3 protein-coding genes and 1 pseudogene are annotated in these 3621 nt (G+C 71.4%); 2 read left to right on the top strand and 2 right to left on the bottom strand.

The genetic code is table 11. The annotated features are described in order from the left end of the window. A pseudogene (locus ACWC09_RS52310) lies at positions 1-283 on the bottom strand (alginate lyase family protein); the annotation flags it as partial. 190 nt (positions 284-473) lie between these two features. Then, a complete protein-coding gene (locus ACWC09_RS52315) occupies positions 474-1589 on the bottom strand; it encodes a glycoside hydrolase family 6 protein (protein ID WP_450859360.1) in 1116 nt (371 codons plus the stop codon). Between the two features lie 170 nt (positions 1590-1759). Here ACWC09_RS52315 and ACWC09_RS52320 point away from each other — a divergent pair, with 170 nt between their 5' ends. Further along, a complete protein-coding gene (locus ACWC09_RS52320; protein WP_450859357.1) occupies positions 1760-2446 on the top strand; it encodes a DUF5995 family protein in 687 nt (228 codons plus the stop codon). Between the two features lie 85 nt (positions 2447-2531). Then, a complete protein-coding gene (locus ACWC09_RS52325; protein ID WP_450859359.1) occupies positions 2532-3461 on the top strand; it encodes an LLM class F420-dependent oxidoreductase in 930 nt (309 codons plus the stop codon). Positions 3462-3621: the final 160 nt, after the last annotated feature.

Raw genomic sequence — 3621 nt, forward strand, 5'->3', positions numbered from 1 at the left:
TGAGGTAGTCGTGGATGTCGCCGCCGGGTGCGGGTTTGGGCTTGTCGACGACCGTCCAGGGGCCCTGGGACAGCCAGTTGTCGGCGCGGGCCGTCACGTTCCGTAGAGCCCGGCGCAGTTGGGGATCACCACGGTCCAGCCGGGCCTTCGTCAGCTGCATTCGGCCACCGTCGAGGACGGCCGTGTCCGGGGCCTTCGGGGTCGCTTGCGCGGAGGGGACGAGGACGGCTCCAAGACTCATCACCGCGGCCAGCAGGACGGCCGCACGGGATCTTCCTCTCATCGAGCACTCCGATCCATCGAACGAATGGTCAGGAATGTGAACGCAGTTCATGAGTAGGACCGTGCGAGCGTAGAACTCCGAGGTATTCGTGACAATGGTCCGCACAGGACTTCACGTACAGAACTTCACGCACAGAGAAGGCGAGACCTCACCTGGACGAGCCCTACGCCGAAGCAGCCGAAGGCGAGGGTCAGCGCGCCAGGTCATAGGCGTACGACGGGCTGAACGTCCCCGGCGCACCCTCGCACCCGTCCGACTCCCCCGGCAGCTTCACCCACAGGTAGGCGTCGATCCGCGCCTCGCCCGTGCTCAGCGTCGGCGCCCGACCGAGTCTGCGGCCGGCGGGGTCGCACCAGTCGCCGTCGGCCGGAGCACCGTTGCCGTTGCGGCTGGTGTCGATGACGGCGCCGAGACTCGACGGGCCGCCCAGGTCGTCGAGGACCTGGCGGTCGTAGGCGATCTCGTCGGACGTCGTGTGGAAGTTGGAGACGTTGCTGAAGATCCCGTCGGAGGAGGCGGCCGAGGCGGCGCCGGCCCGCTTCAGCAGGGCCGCCTGTGCGGCGGCCGGGTTCCAGCCGGAGTGCCCGGCGTCGTAGTACACCCGCGCCTTCGGATCGGCGGCCTTGAGGACGCGGCCCGCGCGGGCCAACGAGGCGAAACGGTCCGCGCGTTGGCCGTCGGAGAGGCACTCGGACTGGGCGATGGAGTCGGGCTCCAGGACGACGACGACCTCGCCGGAGCCCAGCCCCGCCGCGAAGTCGTCGATCCAGCCGTCGTAGGCATCGAGGTCGGGCGCCCCGCCCTGGGAGGCACCTCCGCAGTCGCGGTCCGGGATCGCGTACGCCACGAGCACCGGCACCCGGCCCTGCGCGGCGGCGTCCGAGGTGACCGCGCGGACCCGGGCGGTGATGGTCGTCGGCGTGAAGTCGGCGAACCACACGGCAGCCGGCCGGTCGGCGATACGGGACTCGATGAGCGGGGTGCGCGGGTCGGCCGGGTGGGCGCGGACCCAGTCGAGGACGTGGGATTCGGGGTGGAGGTAGAGGCGGGCGGACGCGGGAGCGGGCCGCGGCTTCTTCTCCGCCGTCCTGGTCGGCGACGGACTGGCCTTCTTCGTCGAACTCGGCTCGGGAGAGGGCGACTTGGTGACGGTGGCGGACGGAGAGGGCACCACGGGCAGCTGATCGAGCCGCGGTGAGCTGGTCACTTCGGGCTTCGCCTCGTCGGCGCCGCGCCCGTCGTCGAGGGCGGAGATCATGCCGGTCGCGGTACCGACGGCGACCACCACCGAGGCCACCGCGACCATGGCGTTGCGTCGGGCACGCCTGCGCCGGCTCCTGCGGGCGGCCAGCCGCTGCGCACGTGAGCCTGACACGTCCGCTCCCCCTCCCCCGCAACGGGCGCCCGTTCCCCCGTTCTGGGGAAGCGTCGGACCCGCCGCCACTCCGGTCAGCCTAGGACTGAGACCCTTCCCTCATGCCGCAATTGGAACAGTTCATCCCATCCGTGGACGCGGTCGTCTCCCGTATGCGCGCCCTGGACTCGACCCTGCCCGAGCGGGACGGGATCGCGGTCTTCAACCGCGTCTACCTCGCCGTCACGGAGGAGGTCGACCGGCGGATCGACGCCGGCCGGTTCCCGGACGCCCGGGCGGCGATCACGCTGGACGTGCGGTTCGCGGAGCGCTATCTCGCCGCCGTCGAGGCGGTGTCCGACGGCCGGCGACCGCCTGCCTGCTGGCGACCCCTGTTCCAGTTCCGCCGCCATCCCGGGGTACGTCCGCTGCAGTTCGCGTTGGCGGGCATCAATGCGCACATCGGCCACGACCTGGCGCTCGCCGTCGTGGACGCATGTCGTAGCCTGCACTGCGAACCGGCCGATCTGGAGGATGAGTTCGAACGCGTGGGCGACCTCCTCGTCTCTCTGGAGGAGCGCATCCGCGAAGAGCTGATGCCGGGCCCCGACCTCCTCCAGATCGCCGACCCCCTCACCCATCTGCTCGGCTCCTGGAGCCTGGAGCGGGCACGCGACGCCACCTGGACGGCAGCCCGGGCCCTCTGGGCACTGCGCCGCCTCCCGGACGTGGCCGAGGAGTTCACCGAGCGCCTCGACACGGCGGTCGGCTTCGCGGGACGCATGCTGCTCACGCCACTGCCGGACTGATCCGGCCACGCACCGCGACGCACCGCGCCGACTCCCCTGTTTCCGCGTTAGGTTGACGATTGAACCGACGCAAAGGAGCGTACGCATGGCCATTCGGCTGGGCCTGAGCCTTCCCCAAGCGCGGCAGTACGACATCGGACGCGATGTCCCCGACGTGGCACGTACCGCCGAACAGATCGGCTACGAGAGCCTGTGGGTCTACGAGCGCGCCCTGTACCCCGAACCCATGACCCAGGGTCTGTACGGCATCGAGGGCCTCCCTTGGCCCGACCTGTACCGCGGTGTACCGGACCCGCTGGTGACGCTGACCCTGGCCGCCGCGGCGACGGAGCGGGCGCGCCTCGGCACCAGCATCCTCGTGGCCCCGCTGCACGGCCCCTTCCAGCTGGCCAAGGCCCTCGCCACCCTGGACGCGGCGAGCGGCGGCCGGGTGCTGGCCGGGCTCGGCACCGGCTGGTCGCTCGACGAGTACGCGGCCGCGGGTGTGGCGCCGTTCAAGGAGCGGGGCCGCGTCCTGGACGAGATCATCGACGTCTGCCGGGCGGTGTGGGGCCCGGACCCGGTGATGTACGAGGGCGGGATCACAAAGATCGCCTCGGCCGTGGTCGGCCCCAAGCCCGCCCGCCCCATCCCGATCCTGCTGCCCACCAACAGCAGGAAGGCGATGACCCGGCTGGTCGACCGCGCCGACGGCTGGATGCCCATCGGCATGGGCGCCGAGCGACTGACCTCGCAGTGGCGGCAGTTGCGGGACCTGGCGGCCGAGCGCGGACGCACCGCCCCGATCGAGACGGTGGTACGGGTGAACGCGCAGTACACCCCGAAGGCGTACGACGGCGCCGACCGCTCCCCGTTCCAGGGCAGTGTCGCCCAGATCGTCGAGGACCTCGCGGCCCACGCCGAGAGCGGCCTGCCCGAGTTCTTCTTCGAGCTCCAGGGCCAGGCCCGGGACGTCCAGGAGCTCAAGGACGTGGCCGCCGAGATCTACGAGGCGGTGCGGGCGGCCGGGATCTAGGGCCTTTGCGAAAGTCCCGTCGTCCGCCCGTAGGGCGGGCCCTGCGGCGTCCGGTGCGTGCTCTCGGCGTGCCGGGTGCAGGCCCTCGTACTGGACGTACTCGGGCTTGTGCCCGGTGCGTCGAGAGCGCGTGCCGGGCGTCGCGGGGCAGGCGGGACTT

The sequence above is a fragment of the Streptomyces sp. NPDC001617 genome, assembly GCF_053596855.1.

Excerpts from the sequence above, each read along its gene's own strand:
- ACWC09_RS52315 (WP_450859360.1), bottom strand. The coding sequence starts at position 1,589 with ATGGTCGCGGTGGCCTCGGTGGTGGTCGCCGTCGGTACCGCGACCGGC.
- ACWC09_RS52320 (WP_450859357.1), top strand. The coding sequence starts at position 1,760 with ATGCCGCAATTGGAACAGTTCATCCCATCCGTGGACGCGGTCGTCTCC.
- ACWC09_RS52325 (WP_450859359.1), top strand. The coding sequence starts at position 2,532 with ATGGCCATTCGGCTGGGCCTGAGCCTTCCCCAAGCGCGGCAGTACGAC.